Annotated in this window: 13 protein-coding genes; 6 read left to right on the forward strand and 7 right to left on the reverse strand. The window is 42.2% G+C overall.

Features of this window, described 5'->3' with window-relative positions:
• A complete protein-coding gene (gene pheT / locus IMZ28_RS08165) occupies window positions 1–2,337 on the reverse strand; it encodes a phenylalanine--tRNA ligase subunit beta (RefSeq protein ID WP_197548090.1) in 2,337 nt (778 codons plus the stop codon).
• Window positions 2,334–3,326: a phenylalanine--tRNA ligase subunit alpha gene (gene pheS, locus IMZ28_RS08170; RefSeq protein ID WP_197548091.1), complete on the reverse strand. Its 993-nt coding sequence runs from the start codon at window positions 3,324–3,326 to the stop codon at window positions 2,334–2,336. The genes pheT and pheS overlap by 4 nt, the downstream gene beginning before the upstream one ends.
• A 213-nt stretch (window positions 3,327–3,539) precedes the next feature.
• Between pheS and IMZ28_RS08175 the strand changes: the two genes are divergently transcribed.
• Window positions 3,540–3,893, forward strand: a complete 354-nt coding sequence (locus IMZ28_RS08175) for a histidine triad nucleotide-binding protein (RefSeq protein WP_197548092.1) — start codon at window positions 3,540–3,542, stop codon at window positions 3,891–3,893.
• Window positions 3,894–4,120: 227 nt separating this feature from the next.
• On the opposite strand, the gene IMZ28_RS08180 is transcribed toward IMZ28_RS08175, so the two are convergent.
• Window positions 4,121–5,956 (reverse strand): ABC-F family ATP-binding cassette domain-containing protein, encoded by a 1,836-nt coding sequence (locus tag IMZ28_RS08180; protein WP_197548093.1) that lies wholly within the window; start codon window positions 5,954–5,956, stop codon window positions 4,121–4,123.
• Between the two features lie 87 nt (window positions 5,957–6,043).
• Here IMZ28_RS08180 and IMZ28_RS08185 point away from each other — a divergent pair, with 87 nt between their 5' ends.
• On the forward strand, window positions 6,044–6,250 hold the full coding sequence (locus IMZ28_RS08185) for a DUF1450 domain-containing protein (protein ID WP_197548094.1): 207 nt from the start codon (window positions 6,044–6,046) through the stop codon (window positions 6,248–6,250).
• A 47-nt stretch (window positions 6,251–6,297) separates the two neighbouring features.
• On the opposite strand, the gene IMZ28_RS08190 is transcribed toward IMZ28_RS08185, so the two are convergent.
• Window positions 6,298–6,777 (reverse strand): cupin domain-containing protein, encoded by a 480-nt coding sequence (locus IMZ28_RS08190; protein WP_232087449.1) that lies wholly within the window; start codon window positions 6,775–6,777, stop codon window positions 6,298–6,300.
• A 161-nt stretch (window positions 6,778–6,938) separates the two neighbouring features.
• On the opposite strand from IMZ28_RS08190, the gene IMZ28_RS08195 reads away from it, so the two are divergent.
• Window positions 6,939–7,907: a carbon-nitrogen hydrolase family protein gene (locus tag IMZ28_RS08195; protein ID WP_197548095.1), complete on the forward strand. Its 969-nt coding sequence runs from the start codon at window positions 6,939–6,941 to the stop codon at window positions 7,905–7,907.
• A 66-nt stretch (window positions 7,908–7,973) separates the two neighbouring features.
• Window positions 7,974–8,591, forward strand: coding sequence for an EF-hand domain-containing protein (locus tag IMZ28_RS08200; RefSeq protein WP_197548096.1), 618 nt, complete (start codon window positions 7,974–7,976; stop codon window positions 8,589–8,591).
• 24 nt (window positions 8,592–8,615) lie between these two features.
• Here the strand turns inward: IMZ28_RS08200 and IMZ28_RS08205 are convergent, their stop codons facing one another.
• Together IMZ28_RS08205 and upp are read right to left on the reverse strand one after the other, a co-directional pair.
• Entirely contained in the window at window positions 8,616–9,083 is a 468-nt protein-coding gene (locus IMZ28_RS08205) for an OsmC family protein (protein ID WP_197548097.1), read from the reverse strand.
• Window positions 9,084–9,159: 76 nt separating this feature from the next.
• The gene (gene upp / locus IMZ28_RS08210) at window positions 9,160–9,780 is read right to left on the reverse strand and encodes a uracil phosphoribosyltransferase (protein ID WP_197548098.1); all 621 of its coding nucleotides are present in this window, start codon (window positions 9,778–9,780) and stop codon (window positions 9,160–9,162) included.
• A 124-nt stretch (window positions 9,781–9,904) separates the two neighbouring features.
• Between upp and IMZ28_RS08215 the strand changes: the two genes are divergently transcribed.
• A complete protein-coding gene (locus IMZ28_RS08215) occupies window positions 9,905–11,248 on the forward strand; it encodes an AAA family ATPase (RefSeq protein ID WP_197548099.1) in 1,344 nt (447 codons plus the stop codon).
• Between the two features lie 263 nt (window positions 11,249–11,511).
• A complete protein-coding gene (locus IMZ28_RS08220) occupies window positions 11,512–12,027 on the forward strand; it encodes a transglycosylase SLT domain-containing protein (RefSeq protein ID WP_232087450.1) in 516 nt (171 codons plus the stop codon).
• Between the two features lie 130 nt (window positions 12,028–12,157).
• Here IMZ28_RS08220 and argH read toward each other — a convergent pair whose 3' ends face one another.
• Window positions 12,158–13,546 (reverse strand): argininosuccinate lyase, encoded by a 1,389-nt coding sequence (gene argH, locus IMZ28_RS08225; protein ID WP_197548100.1) that lies wholly within the window; start codon window positions 13,544–13,546, stop codon window positions 12,158–12,160.
• Window positions 13,547–13,572 lie beyond the last annotated feature (26 nt).

The following is a 13,572-nucleotide window of genomic DNA, read 5'->3' on the forward strand; positions in this document are numbered from 1 at the left end:
TTATCTAAGCCCCGCATTGCATTCTAACTGAAGGGTATCCATGATCTGCTTCATAACACCTTCAATATCACTCTCTTCAAGTGTTCTTTCCATTGACTGGATAAAGAAACGAATAGTCAAAGACTTTTTGTCTCCCAACTTCTCATCGGTATATATATCTACCGGATAGCTCTCTTTCAAGAGCGGCAGTTCCAGACTATTTAGAACCTTTGCTACTTCATAATAACTGAGCGACTTGTCAATAACTATACTGAGATCTTTATAGACTCCCTGAAATTTGGAAATAGGCCCGGCATTGATATGTTTTGGCAAAAGAACATCAAAATCGATCTCTGCGATGAATGTTACAGGAATATCATACTCCTCCTGTACACTTGGATGCAGCTTGCTCATGAATCCGCTGACCTTGCCGTCAATGATAATATCTGCTGACTGATACGGATGGATAAGACCATTCTCATGTGTACACGGTACCAACTCAAAATGCCCGATAACACTGCCAAGTTTCTGTGTAAATGTGGCAAAGTCTATTAGCGCTGGCTTTCCTGCATTTTTTACACTCTCTGCCTCAATCTGTCCGGCAAAGACAAGAGCAATTCTCTCCGCCTGCTTTCTTTGTGCATCAAATACCGCACCGATCTCAAACAGAGGAATTGATTTCTTTGTATAGCTGACATTGCGTTTGACAGCAAGCAGAAGGTTCGTTAAAAGTGTGCTTCTAAGTGTATTCAGCTCTTCAGCAATCGGATTGGCAAGTTCCAACGTTTCATCAGTCGTTACAAATCCGTACTTCTCCAACACCGCTTTCTCACTGAATACATAGGAGACATTCTCATAGAAGCCGACACCTACTGCTCTGTTTCTGAAACTTTTCTTCGCTTTGTATCTGTCAAATGTCGCATTAAGACGCTTCTTCTCTGCAAAGACAAGCGGCTTTGCAGGAATATTGTTGATTCCAATGATCCGAACGATCTCCTCGGCAATATCCTGAATATTCTTTATATCATGCCTGAAAAGCGGTACGGATGTAGCAATCTGGTGATCGTTCATCGCAGAGATTTCAAAGTCGAGTTTCTGTAATACAGTTACGATCTTGCTCAACTCCACATCCATACCTACGATCGCAGAGATCTCTTTTGCATCAACCAGTACTTTTTCCTCTTCTCTCTCTACTTCAACATTCAGTGATCCCTCATAGCAGTTGATCTGGGTATACTTTTCCATCATACAGGCAAGGTATGCCAAACCGAATGAAAGGTCAGGGTTGGAACCTCTGGATGTTTTATAATAAAGGTCATCTTTTTCCAGTGCCTCTTTGGCTACAGCCTCTACCAGTGTATCCGGATAGATATAGCTTGCTTCTATCAAGACCTCCTGACTTTTGGCAGTCGGTTTTGTCTCCTCTACCTGATTAACTCCGACTATACTGACATGTTTCCCGTTGACATGGACATGTACGATTCCTTTTTGGTATCCTTCAATGCTTACTATCACCTTATCATCTTCAGGAGCACAGAAACTTGCACAATCATACATACGTAAGATTACACCTGTACTGTGTGTCGTATATGCCAGGATCTCGGAAAGCGGATTGTCCGCCTCAACGTTCACCATGGCAAGACGCAGTTTGATCAGAAAACTGCTCGCACTGTTTTCAATGTTTGCCAGCTTATACCGAAGATCGGCATCCATCTCACCCTTTGTATGAAGATCCGCCTTACGTGCTATTCCCAGCTTCATACGTTCTTCCTGCTTGTACTCGAACGGCTTCATCTCGATATTAAGTGCCGCTGAGAGGTCCCGTGCCACGCCGTAGATACTCAAGCAGTCACCACGGTTGGCGGTCAGTTCCAGTTCAATGATCGTGTCAGCTACTTTCTCATAACTGTTCAGTTCACGTCCCACTTCCAATTCACCGATACTCTCATCAAGTATCATGATCCCTTTACCCATTTCCGGCAGTCCGAGTTCAGAGGAGGCACAGACCATCCCTTCACTCTCTACACCTCGAAGTTTGGCATGCTTGATCTCAAAATTCCCCGGAAGTACCGCACCAATAGTTGCAACTGCAACATACTCTGCATCCACAACATTGGCAGCTCCACAGACGATCTGACGCACACCGGAACCTACATCGATCTGACAAACATTCAGTTTGTCTGCATCAGGATGTTTTTCACAGGAGACAATCTTCCCGACAACCACTTTAGAGGCGATCGTAACCTGCTCCATACTGTCCACTTCCAGTCCTATAGAATTGAAGGTCTCATAGAGCTTTTCATTCGAAACACCGCTTAGGTCTATAAACTCATTTAACCAGGATCTTGTTACTATCATCTAAACTGCTCCAACAAACGAATATCTCCTTCAAACAGACTTCTCAAGTCCGGTATCTTGTGCATTAGCATTGCAATGCGCTCTACTCCCAGACCAAACGCATAACCGCTTACATCCTTATACTCTACCGCTTTAAAGACATTCGGATCTACAATACCACATCCCAGAATCTCTATCCAGCCTGTATGGGAACAAACACGACACCCCTCTCCACCGCAGAAGATACAGGAGATGTCCACCTCAGCAGAAGGCTCGGTGAACGGAAAGAAGCTTGGACGGAAGCGTACATCGACATCACCGAACATGTACTGCAGAAAATCTGTCAGGATCGCTTTGAGATTCGCAAAAGAGATCTTTCCTTTCTCATCCACAACCAGCCCCTCAACCTGATGAAACATTGGTGTATGCGTTACATCGTAATCACGTCTGAAAACCGACCCGGGTGCAATCATACGGATCGGCGGTTTCTCTTTAAGCATCGTTCTGATCTGTACCGGAGAGGTATGCGTACGAAGTAATCCTCCGTCCTTAAAGTAGAAGGTGTCCTGCATATCACGTGCCGGATGATACTTTGGAAGATTGAGTGCTTCAAAATTATGAAAATCATCTTCAACCATATACCCACTCTCTACCGAAAAGTTCAGTGCTACAAAGTAGTCGATAATCTTGTCCATTGTCTCCATGACCGGGTGCAGTGCCCCTTTTTGTGCCAAAGTACCGTAAAGTGAGACATCGATCGCTTCATTTTTAAGCATCCTCTCGATCTCTTCTGCTTTCAGGGTCTCATAACGTGCATCAAATGCCTCCTGAAGTAACGCTTTCTGCTTGTTCAATCCTTCGGCAAAGGCTTTCTTCTCCGGTCCTGGAATATCTTTCATCTTGGCGAACTCTGCTGCAAGAATACCTTTTTTTCCAAAAAGTTCTATACGCACTTTTTCCAATGCTTCAAGTGAATCAGCCTGAAGTATCTTTGCTTCTAAATTTTCCATAATGCTCCATTTTAGAATGTCTAAAAAGCACTGCTCCCTAGACTGTGTTAACACTGGCTTTGGTCCAGCAGCCGACTCTGGCAACTGCTTGCATGGCAGTGTCAGCACTCTATTTTTACCTATTAAATTGCCGTGATTTTATCCAAAAGTAACTAATAGTGGGATTTAGTGTGTTATAATTGCCCAAAACAATTACTCATAAGGATAATTATCATGTGTATATTCTGCAAGATCGTCAATGGAGAGATCCCAAACAATACAGTACATGAAAATGAACAGTTTCTGGCATTTCATGACCTCTATCCAAAAGCACCTGTTCACATCCTTGTCATTCCAAAGCAGCATGTAGACTGTTTTCAGGATGTCCAACCGGAAGTTATGGCGGGAATGACGATGTTTATCCAGGAAGTGGCAAAGAAAACCGGTCTTGACAAAACGGGCTACAGACTTGTTGCCAATAATGGTGAAGACGGAGGGCAGGAGGTTATGCACCTGCACTTTCATATACTTGGTGGAGGAAAACTGAGATGGGATCACAGCCATGAAGATCCGCATAAGAGCATTTAACTATACTCTCTTTCCCGGGATATTCCTGATTTCAGGAGTATCCTGTTTCATACCGGCTACACTCAATATAATATTTAAAACAGTCAGCACTTTTCAGTCTGCAAAGACTTTCTGTTCTTATTCTTTTTCTTTGTTACATTGCCATAAGAGGAATGAACAGAGAACAACAAGATTAAAGTTTTATCCCAATACTCCCGTATCAGGCAGGCAAGTGACACATGTTTGTCTCATAGATCAATCTCTGCCAACTTCTCTTCATACTCAGCCACGATACCATCATCCTTTTCCGTAGCGGCTTCCAACCGTTCAAACCACTCGTCAATCTGCACTTGATAGGTTCCTACCTCTTTGGAAAGTTCCATAATCGCACTAGTGTCTCCGGAAACTGATGCTTTATCCAAAGCTTCATTCTTAAGTACCATCTCCTGCTCAAGCTTCTCAATATATTCTTCACACAACTTAATCTCTCTGGTATAAGGTTTGCGTTTATCGTTTCTTTCCCGAGTAAGCATACTGCGCAGCCTCTTACGCTCTTTGTAATCGATCTTCGGCTTCTTCTTTTTGGGCTTGTTCACCTCTTCCTCTTCCCAGCCTATCTTCTCAAGGAATTCATCATACGTACCATCAAAATACTCTGCACCCCCTTTATGGAAAATGATGAGTGTATCTGCCAAACGTCTAAGCAGCATCTCTGAGTGGGTTACCATAATAAGCGATCCTTTAAATCCTTCTATGGCATCTGCCAAAGCATCAATAGAGTGCATATCAAGGTGGTTGGTCGGTTCATCAAGAAAGAGAAGATTGGCTGGTGTAGCAATGATTTTTCCAAGCATTACACGGCTTCTCTCTCCTCCGGAAAGTACCTCTATCTTTTTATCACCAAGCTCTCCCGGAAACATCATACGTCCGGCAATCGCCCGTGCTTCCGGTATACCAAGCTCTTTACTGGCTGACGCAATCTCTTCAACAATCGTTGCAGTGGTATTGAGCCGCTCAATATTGGTCTGTCCGAAATGGGCAAATTTAGTAGAGGGATGATAGTGCAGCTCTCCCTGTAGTCTGGAAAGTTCACCGGCAATGTAGTTAAGAAGCGTTGACTTACCCTTACCATTCTTTCCGATGATCGCAATGCGTTTTCCCTTCTCCAATGCAAAAGTAAGATTTTGGAACAGAAGTTCATTCGGCTTATACCCAAACCCTATATTCTCAACACGCATCATGATCTTTGCCGGGCTCTCAGCATAATTAAAGTCAAATGAGAGATCGGCCTCACTCTCCAGGTCTCCCATCTCTTCCATCTTGTCAAGCTCTTTTTGTTTTGACTGTGCCATCGCAGCTGTAGAGGCTCTGGCCTTGTTACGTGCTACAAACTCCTCAAGCTCTTTACGCTTCTTTTCCTGATTGGCTCTGGTCTTCTCATAGGTTTCATCTTCCATCTCAAGAGTTGCATAGTACTTATGCGTATCTCCTTCGATCAGACGCAGCCCTTTTCTGTGTACGCCCATCGTATGGGTACTGACTGCATCCATGAACTCCCTGTCATGAGTTATAAGTATTACTTCTCCCTCAAACTCATGAATAAACCCCTTTAACCAACGTAAGGAGGGAAGGTCAAGATAGTTGGTAGGCTCATCCAGCAGGAGCATATTCGGCTCGGTCGCCAAAAGTTTGACAAGGTTGATACGTATCTGGTATCCACCCGAAAAGCTCAGCGGGTTTTTATCAAGATCAGCTTCACTGAACCCTAAACCAAAAAGCAGCTTCTCTATCTTATAGAAGTTCCACTGCTCATCTTCGGGCAAAACCAGAGCACACTCTTCACGCACACTATTTTCAGTAAAGGCAAAATGCTGTTTTAGTGCACCAATACGATAGTTCCTGGGGATACTTATCTCTCCACTGTCATAACTCTCTTCACCTAGTATCATCCTAAAGAGTGTCGATTTTCCTGATCCGTTACGTCCGACAAATCCGATCTTCTGGTTCTTGGCTACTTTAAGGCTGACATCACGAAAAACAGTCTGTCCGCCGAAGCTTTTTGAGAGGTTGGTGAGTTGTATCATTTATCTATCCCGTCAGATGAATTGAGCGGCATTATATCCTAAACATCATTACACACGATTACATCGCAACTATGCTATAGTAAAAGTATGAAAATAAAAATATGTAAACACTTTCACGATATTAAAAAGTTTAAAAAAAAACTCTCAAAAACATTTCCGGATGATTCTGTCATCGTCAAATCATGCATAGGTATGTGCAAAACCTGTAAACAATATCCTTTGGCAAAAATAGACGGGGTCAAAATAAAAGAGAAAAGTATCAAAAAGATCATCATTAAAATAGAGGATCTTTAAAATATTTCTCTTTTATTCAGCAGTCGATCACTTTATCCTGGAGTATGCTACTGAGATGCTTTTATTACCTCAAAAGCATCAATCGGTTCTTCAAATGCGATAAAGAGTACACACGGTTCACCTTTTTCACAAAAAGCAGTATGCGACAGTCTGGAAGGTCCGTAGGCATACGTTCCCGGCTCCAAAAGTTCTGTATCCTGATTATCATAGGTCACCTTCAGTTTCCCCGAAAGAAGTATCATCCTTTCTGCTGAAGTATGCCAATGATGAGGAATAGCAAAATTAGCAGGTACTTTAAAGAAGATATCTGTATTTCTCTTGGCAGGATCTCCGTGAAGCACTGCTATCTCACACCCTTTAGGAATAAATGATGGACAGGGACCCCATTTCAGTTTACTGTCATTATGGGTATAGGCTACAGCTGTTTCTGTTGCCTTCAGTACCGATGCCAACATCAACACTGAAGGGACAATAACCAATAATATACCTCTTTTCACTCTACTATACTTTTTCTTTAACTCAAACATAATACACCTCCATTTCCAGTTAGGGACCTTGGCTTTATTATTCATTATAGGTTATTCTCTATGCAGTGCTTGTGTAACAGGACTGCATATTCACTCCACAAAAAGCGTATATACTGAAATCAGCTATTTTTATAATGAGGTAAACGCCTTGAAGGAATGAAATGAAAAAGAAAAAAACTCTCAGAGAGAAAAGGAACCCCTTCAGTATTGCAGTTATCCAGGCATCTCCAGTATTTATGAATAAGGATGCAAGCATCGAAAAAGCCTGTACCCTGATCAGTGATGCGGCAAAGAAAGGGGCCAGCCTTGCTGTTTTCCCTGAAGCTTTTATACCCTGCTATCCAGACTGGATATGGCATATACCTCCCGGAGAGATCACCCTCAACCAGGACCTCTATGCAAAACTCTTACAACAGGCTGTCATTGTCGGCAGTGATGATACAGACAGGTTGTGCCATGCTGCGAAAAAAGCGGGTATTTATGTTGTCATTGGCATCAATGAAAAGAACAGCATGGCAAGCGGAGGAAGTCTCAACAATACCCTTCTCTTTATTGATCCGGATGGAAATATTTTCGGTCGTCACCAAAAACTTATTCCGACAGCACCTGAACGGACTATTTGGGGTTATGGAGATGCAAGTACAGTAACAGTCTATGATTGTGACCTATGTAAGGTTGGAGGGCTGATCTGCTGGGAGAACTATATGCCACTGGTCCGCTATTCTCTCTATGCTGAAGGAATAGAGTTGTATCTTGCACCAACCTATGATGAGGGAGAAACATGGAATGCTTCCATGAGGCATATTGCAAAAGAGGGACGATGTTTTGTGGCCGGATGCTGCATGGTATTAAAAAAAGAAGAAGTACTCAAAAAACTTCCTCAATTGGAACCATACTATACTGCCCCAGGAGAATGGATCAATAAAGGTAACAGTGTTATAACTAACCCGGATGGACAAACACTCTCCGGTCCGCTGAATGCAGAAGAGGGAATACTCATAGCTCAAATCGATCTTCATTTGCTGGATGCTTCAAAGTGGAACCTGGATGTTGCCGGACACTATGCACGCCCCGATGCATTTGAGTTGACCATAAGGAAAAGTCCTGCTCCCATCATCAGGTTCAAGTAGCATCTCGTTTACTTTGCTCAGCGTTTAGAGAGATGGTATAATGGATACTGAGAAAAAGGAGGAAAGATGAAGTTTACTGCAAATTCAATAACAATCATTACCCTGATCACTCTATCATGTATAGAAGCATCCTCAGAGAAGATTGATACCAGGCTGCTCTACAAGAACAAATGTAAAATATGTCATACGACCAGGCTGGTAACACTCCAGGGAAAAGGAAACCTCACAGGTCCTCCTGCTGACGAAGTGATGCTCCATGTCAAAGAAAAATATCCGGAAAAAGAAGAAGCTGTCAAATTTATGGTAGATTATATCATGGACCCCAGTGTAACGAAAGCACTTTGTGCTTCTATCGACAAATTTGGGCTCATGCCTTCCATGAAAAATACAATAACTCCGAATGAGGCTAAAGCCATCTCAGAAATGATGTTCGATACTTTTCCCCGTGAAGCTTTTTCAAAAATGGAGATGCAGAGTCGCAGAGGTATTACCTTTAAGACGATCGACCGTAACGGTGACGGCAGTATATCACCTGAAGAGTTCAAACTTTTCCGTGCGAAGCGCAACAATATAGACCCCGAAAGCTTTCGGGGAAACCTCTATTTTCAAAAAGTGGATCTGGATCATAATGGGAAGATGAGTAAAGACGAGTTTCAAAAGATGCGTGAAGGGAGAATGAGGTAGATGCACTTCTCTTTTCATTCCACCCTATGAACAGCAGGCTCCGCCAAAACCATCATCCGGTTCAATACTGCCGCTACCAGAAGCAATGCCTTCTCTATCAGCAATTTTATTACCGTTATATATGATTGTATAGCTTATCTTTACAGAGTCTCTAACGGAGTTAATAGTCGTGCAGTAATTTTCTAATGAAGCCAGAATGTAACGCTTTGCTTTAGTTGCATCAAAAGAACCGTCAAACGCGTAAACAATATGCATCGAAGCAAATTTCATAGGTACTTCCATTTGACGCTCAATCTCAGCAGAAACTTTATAGTTATTCACAGCATATCCGTCTTTTTCTGCCATAACCACAAGATCGATCCCTGTACACCCAATAATCCCCGTGGCAAAATACTCTACCGGTGTAATCTCTTTACAGTCAAGGATATAAGAAGATTTAACGGTATTTGCTTTAAATTTTTTTTCACCCATATATTCTAAAGATACATTCATGTTATTTCCTTATATTTATTTTTGTAAGTCTACTATGAAAACCCTATAATTTCTACATCATACTTTTTTAATACACTTATATTGTATTGTATGCACGATCTCCGGCATCACCCAGACCGGGAAAAATAAACTTGTCATCCGTAAGCTTTTCATCTATCTGTACAATATAGAGTGCAATATCCGAATGCTTCTGCTTTACAATCTCAAGTCCTTCCGGTGCACCTATAAGATTGAGTGAAAGTATCTTTTCAGGCGCTTTCCCTTTAATGACAGATATCGCATCACAGAGAGAACCGCCTGTGGCTACCATAGGATCAACAAGGATCACTGTTTTGCCTTCACAGGAGGGAACACGATCATAGTAAAGTACGCTCTGATGCGTATCTTCATCACGTTTCATCGCCAGAAATCCGGAAGATGCTTTGGGGAAAAGAGCTCCAAGCGCTTCAATCATTGGAAGTCCTGCACGTAAAATAGTGACAAAAAGAAGATCCTCCTCCCTGATAAAACCAAAAAAGTGCTCTCCCTGCCATGTTGTGATCTGACGTGACTCAAGCGGTTCTGATTTGAGTGCTTCATAGACCAATAAACGCGTCAACTCCTGTACGATATGTCTAAAGCGCAATGCATCAGTTCCTGTCTCACGTAAATGGTTCAACAGTGTTTTGGCAACCGGATTGGAGAGCTCATGTATCATACTAATACCCCCATTTCTAAATAATATCACCTATATTATACTCTATTCTATACTCTTTAGCAGATAGATATCTATTATTGTTTTTCTTATGATAGAATAAACAATCTACCCCAAAAGGTCGCGTATGGCAAAAAATGTAAAGAATCTTCCAAAACCACACCGGTCTGAGATCAGTTTTGACGATGTTGTAGGACACAAACATGTCAAAGAGCGCCTTAAGACGATCATCAAGATCATCAAAAAACCAGAACTGTTTGAACGCTTTGATACATCCATACCCAAAGGCTTGCTTCTTTACGGACCTGTAAGTGTAGGAAAAGGCATGCTGGCAAAAGCATTCGCCCATGAAGCGAAACTTCCCTATTACGAAATATCAGGCTCCAGGCTTTTTGATATTGACTATATTAAAGAAGTATACGAAGCGGCCTCCAAACACAGTCCATCTCTGGTTATCCTTGAGGATATTGATATCAAAGGTCTTCTACAGGGTACATTCACCAACGTCTCCTTCTCTGACATTGCAAAAGTACTCGAAAGTACCGATGGCAGAGTATTCACCATTGCCACTTCCCAAACACTTGAGTCAGTCGGTGAAACACTGACCGCTCCGCAAAAGCTTGATTTTTTGATCGAAGTTTCCAAGCTGGACAAAGATGCAAGAAGGTTTTTCATTACAAAAATCCTGAAAAAACCTCATGACCCCAAAATAGACATTGAACGTATCGTACGTTATATTACAGGAATGAGTGCTGTAGAACTTGAACGTCTGGGACGTATGGCAGTGCTCAATACGATCGAACAGGGAAAGAAGAAAATCACTGAAGAGATTCTTATTGAACAGATCAACATCATTAAATACGGTCACAAGGTCGATAAACAGATGGTCAGAGACCTGGAGAAAGAGTTACAGATGACAGCCTACCATGAGGCAGGACATGCCGTACTCTCTACACTTTTACTTCCTCATATAAAGATCGAACAGGTCACCATTGCACCCCGGAGCAAAACACTCGGTTTTGTCTCCTACAATGCAGATGAACCACTCTCAAACATCACCAAGCAGGAACTCTTCTACGATCTTTGTGTACTGCTTGCAGGACGTATTGTCAAAATGAAAAAAGCTGGCAGTGATAAAATGGACAGTGGTGCCATAGACGATCTTTCCCAGGCTTCCTTCCAGATCTATGCTGCCATTACGACTCTTGGTATGGACAACGAGCTGGGGCTTATCAATATAGAGACAATCACTCCGGTGACTGATACTTTTCTTAAAGAGAAAATAGAAGAGAGATTTCTACATTGGCTTAAAACTGCCCAAAGGTACAGTAAAAAACTTGTCAATGCACACTGGGAGACTATAGAGAGACTGGCAAAGAAACTGATAGAAAAAGAGATTGTGGAAGGAGATGAACTTCTAAAACTGGTTGGAAAGAAAAAAGCGACCTTTAAGCTACCTAAAAGTCTATAAAATATACCTTAATATTAAATTAATTTAATAAAAATATAATTTTTCGTTAATTGGTGGTTAATTTAGTTACTATATGATGGCGCAGTCGAAAAAAAGGGAGAGTTTTTCCACCCTTTTTTCTATTACTTTATTATAGGAGCATAACCATAGAGACACTATTGTATATAGCTGCACTACTTATTGCTGCAAAATTTTTACTACATCCTTCTATCGGTCATAAGAAATCCGGATATCTTTCAGATATTTTGCAAAAACTTTCCACTTTGATAATAGTCCTGTTACTGACTGGAACCACAGCTGAAGCATCCTATACCAAAATTGCCAAGACAGCAGGGGTAAGTCATACTACCATGCAAAAAATCGTTAAAAAAATCGTAAAGATTGAATCTACAACAGGCAGCTATCATGCATACAACCGTAAAAGCGGTGCCTACGGACGCTATCAGATCATGCCAAAAACAGCCAGAGCCTATGCAAAAAGACTGGGTATTCCCTACAGTAAATGGAAACTTCCACGCAATCAGGACAGAATATTCCAAGCTATACTCAAAGACAATATACGCGCTCTCAAAAAAAACGGTATTAAGATCAGCGCATTTACCATCTACGGTGCACATCAGCAGGGTGCCGGAGGTTTCAATGCTATCATGAAAAATAAAAAGCTGACCAGGCAGTTGGAAAGGAATCTTCGTAACAACCTTCCAAAAAAACTGAGAAAGACACACCGTTCAAAACTTACAATGGTATGGAAAGATTACTGGAGGAAGAAATTTTCCTGAGAAGAGAGATTACCCTCTCCCTCCCATACTCTATGCGGGCATGTATATAAGAAGTTATAAGAGGGAAATTGATTGAATAATGACTATTGAACTATGCATTAGCACGTACAATGTAGTAATAGGGAAAAGTCTAAACTAATGAATTTAGCCATGCTTTTAAACTTTCCACCTGCTCCAGGGTCCTGTTTGTAGCCGTACCACCCTCAGATTGACGCGCATTCATCGAAGCACGGATATCAAGCAGGGCAATGACACCTTCACCAATGCGTTCATCGACACTTTGCAATTCCGCCAAAGAAAGTTCGGAAATATCCACACCTTTCTCTTCTGCAAGGTTCACCACATTACCGGTAATGTGGTAGGCATCACGGAATGGCAACCCCTGTTCTTTAACAAGGTAGTCTGCCAGGTCGGTAGCAGAGAGATGCCCTACCATGCAAGCACGCTCCATCGCCTCTTTGTTCACTGTCATGTCAGCGATCATTTCATTAAGAACCTGCAAACTGAGAAGTGCTGTTTTGACAGAGTCAAATACACCCTCTTTGTCTTCCTGCATATCTTTGTTATATGCAAGCGGCAGTCCTTTCATCACGGTTAGAAGTGCAACAAGGTTACCGTTCACTCGTCCTGTCTTGCCTCGAAGAAGTTCAGGGATGTCCGGATTCTTCTTCTGCGGCATGATGGAACTCCCTGTTGCATGACGGTCGGAGAGTGTTATCCACCTGAATTCAGCAGCACTCCAAAGAATGAGCTCTTCACTCAAACGGCTCATATGCATCATCATCGTAGCAATGTTAAAGAGTATCTCCAGAGCAAAATCACGGTCACTCACAGTATCCAGACAGTTGAGTGTCGGTGCATTGAAACCCAGTTTGTCTGATGTCGTCTGTCTATTAATAGGGTGTGGTGTTCCTGCCAATGCTGCACATCCGATGGGTGAATAATTATTACGCTCATATGAGCCCATAAAACGCTCATAATCACGTTTGAACATACTTGCATACGCCATCATATGGTAACCGAAGTTAATAGGCTGTGCGTGCTGCAGGTGAGTCATTCCAGGCAGCATTGTCTCGGCATTCTCTTCCGCTACTTTAACAAGTGTCTGAATATTCTCCAAAAGCAGCTCAGCTATGGCCTTGGTGTTATTCTGTACATAAAGTCTGAAATCAAGTGCCACCTGATCATTACGGCTTCGTGCCGTATGCAGGCGTTTGCCGGCATCACCGATACGGCGTGTCAGTTCACCCTCGATCGCCATATGGATATCTTCATCATCTCCATCAAGGCTCAGCCTGCCCTCTTCAATATCTTTGAGTATCTCATACAATCCCTTTTCTATCTTCTCATAATCCTCTTCAGAGATGATCCCCTGCTCTTTGAGCATATAAGCATGTGCACGTGAACCCTCAATGTCTTCTCTGTAAAGTACTTTATCGAACGGAAGTGAGTTGTTCAACTCCTGAAGCAGTTGTGAACTCTCTGCTGAAATTCGCGCTGAAGCGATCTTTTTTGCCATAATAGTATCCTAGTCATATAAATTAG

The organism is Sulfurovum indicum (assembly GCF_014931715.1).
GTDB lineage: Bacteria > Campylobacterota > Campylobacteria > Campylobacterales > Sulfurovaceae > Sulfurovum > Sulfurovum indicum.

What these genes read in the sequence shown, in the direction of transcription:
- argH (WP_197548100.1), bottom strand. Translation starts at nt 13,546, where the DNA reads ATGGCAAAAAAGATCGCTTCAGCGCGAATTTCAGCAGAGAGTTCACAA.
- IMZ28_RS08195 (WP_197548095.1), top strand. Translation starts at nt 6,939, where the DNA reads ATGAAAAAGAAAAAAACTCTCAGAGAGAAAAGGAACCCCTTCAGTATT.
- pheT (WP_197548090.1), bottom strand. Translation starts at nt 2,337, where the DNA reads ATGATAGTAACAAGATCCTGGTTAAATGAGTTTATAGACCTAAGCGGT.
- IMZ28_RS08190 (WP_232087449.1), bottom strand. Translation starts at nt 6,777, where the DNA reads ATGTTTGAGTTAAAGAAAAAGTATAGTAGAGTGAAAAGAGGTATATTA.
- IMZ28_RS08180 (WP_197548093.1), bottom strand. Translation starts at nt 5,956, where the DNA reads ATGATACAACTCACCAACCTCTCAAAAAGCTTCGGCGGACAGACTGTT.
- IMZ28_RS08215 (WP_197548099.1), top strand. Translation starts at nt 9,905, where the DNA reads ATGGCAAAAAATGTAAAGAATCTTCCAAAACCACACCGGTCTGAGATC.
- IMZ28_RS08175 (WP_197548092.1), top strand. Translation starts at nt 3,540, where the DNA reads ATGTGTATATTCTGCAAGATCGTCAATGGAGAGATCCCAAACAATACA.
- upp (WP_197548098.1), bottom strand. Translation starts at nt 9,780, where the DNA reads ATGATACATGAGCTCTCCAATCCGGTTGCCAAAACACTGTTGAACCAT.
- IMZ28_RS08185 (WP_197548094.1), top strand. Translation starts at nt 6,044, where the DNA reads ATGAAAATAAAAATATGTAAACACTTTCACGATATTAAAAAGTTTAAA.
- IMZ28_RS08205 (WP_197548097.1), bottom strand. Translation starts at nt 9,083, where the DNA reads ATGAATGTATCTTTAGAATATATGGGTGAAAAAAAATTTAAAGCAAAT.
- pheS (WP_197548091.1), bottom strand. Translation starts at nt 3,326, where the DNA reads ATGGAAAATTTAGAAGCAAAGATACTTCAGGCTGATTCACTTGAAGCA.
- IMZ28_RS08200 (WP_197548096.1), top strand. Translation starts at nt 7,974, where the DNA reads ATGAAGTTTACTGCAAATTCAATAACAATCATTACCCTGATCACTCTA.